The sequence below is a fragment of the Lentzea sp. NPDC060358 genome (genome assembly GCF_042725365.1).
Classification (GTDB): domain Bacteria; phylum Actinomycetota; class Actinomycetes; order Mycobacteriales; family Pseudonocardiaceae; genus Lentzea.
The window spans coordinates 1-1,377 of the sequence record NZ_JBHXCW010000473.1 but is presented as its reverse complement, the minus strand read 5'-3'; the positions used below and the strand labels follow the sequence as shown (position 1 = coordinate 1,377).

Below are 1,377 nucleotides of genomic sequence, written 5' to 3'. Positions count from 1 at the left end.
GCTGCCATGAGGCGTGTGGCGGGGTCTTCTCGTCACGGGGGAAAGCCCGTCACACCGCCACCGCGCTCCTGCGCGCGGCGATGAGCTCGTCCAGCGACCACCGGCGGGCGGTGAGCCCGATGGCGGGGGACACGACGGCGAGCACCATCACGTACTCGTAGCCGCCGCCGTCGGCCCAGAAGCCCTTCGACAGGTGGACCAGGAACAGCGCGCCCGCCGTCAGGGCGGCGAACACCGCCCCCACGACCGGCAGGCCCAGGCCCACCGCGAACGCCACGCCGCCGACGACCTCCGCCAGCGACACGGCCCAGAACGTCACCGCCGGCAGCGGCAACCCGAGCGACTCGAACGCCGCGGGCCCCAGCTCGGCGTGGCTCAGCTTCAGGTAGCCGTGCATGACGAAGACGACGCCGATCACCACCCTCGCCAGCAGCAGCACGACGTCGCGCAATCTGTCCACAGTGCACTCCTCCTCGAATGGCTTCAGAACGGGTAGGGGGTGGCGCGGTCGCGGGTGGTGACCCACTGCCACTGGGTGAACTCGTCCCAGCTCTGCGACGCGCCGAACCGGGTGCCGTTGCCGGACGCGCCGCGCCCGCCGAACGGCACGAAAGCGTTGTCGTCCACCGTCTGGCCGTTGACGTGCACGATGCCGGTGCCGAGCCGGCGGGCGACGGCGAGACCGCGTTCGACGGACCCGGTCTGCACCGCGGCGACCAGCCCGTGCTCGCTGTCGCGCGCCACGGCGACCGCTTCCTCCTCGTCCGCGACCACGACGACGGGGGCGACCGGCCCGAAGATCTCCTCGCGGAACGCGGGCACGTCCCCGGTGACGCCGGTCAGCACGGTCGGCTGGTAGAACAGGTCCTCGTAGGTCCCGCCGCACCGCACCACGGCACCGGCCGCCACGGAGTCCCGCACGATCCGGTCCACCCGCAGCAGCTGGCCGGCGTCGATCAGCGGGCCGAGCGCGACGTCCTCCACGGCCGGGTCGCCCACGCGCAGCGCCTTCGCCCGCCGCACCAGGCGTTCGACGTACTCGTCGGCGACCGACTCGACGACCACGTGCCGTCCGGTCGTCATGCAGACCTGGCCCTGGTGCAGGAAGGAACCCCACGCGCCCGCCGAGCTCGCGGCGTCGAGGTCCGCGTCCTCCAGGACGACGAGGGCGTTGTTCCCGCCCAGCTCCAGGGAGACCCGTTTGAGCGCGCGCCCCGCCACGGCGCCCACCTCCCGCCCGACCGCGGTGGACCCGGTGAACGCGATCATGCCGACGTCGGGGTCCTCGGCCAGCGCGGCGCCGGTGGTGGCGCCACCGGGCAGCACGTGCAGCAGGCCGGGCGGCAACCCGGCCTCCTCGAAGATCCGCGCCACCAC

Annotated in this window: 2 protein-coding genes; both read right to left on the bottom strand. The window is 73.5% G+C overall.

All coding sequences use genetic code 11. The annotated features are described in order from the left end of the window. Positions 1-49 precede the first annotated feature (49 nt). Positions 50-460, bottom strand: coding sequence for a DoxX family protein (locus tag ACFWGZ_RS40995; protein ID WP_382456972.1), 411 nt, complete (start codon positions 458-460; stop codon positions 50-52). A 23-nt stretch (positions 461-483) separates the two neighbouring features. Continuing rightward, positions 484-1,377 (bottom strand): aldehyde dehydrogenase family protein (locus ACFWGZ_RS40990; protein ID WP_382456971.1); only part of this gene is annotated, 894 nt, incomplete at its 5' end.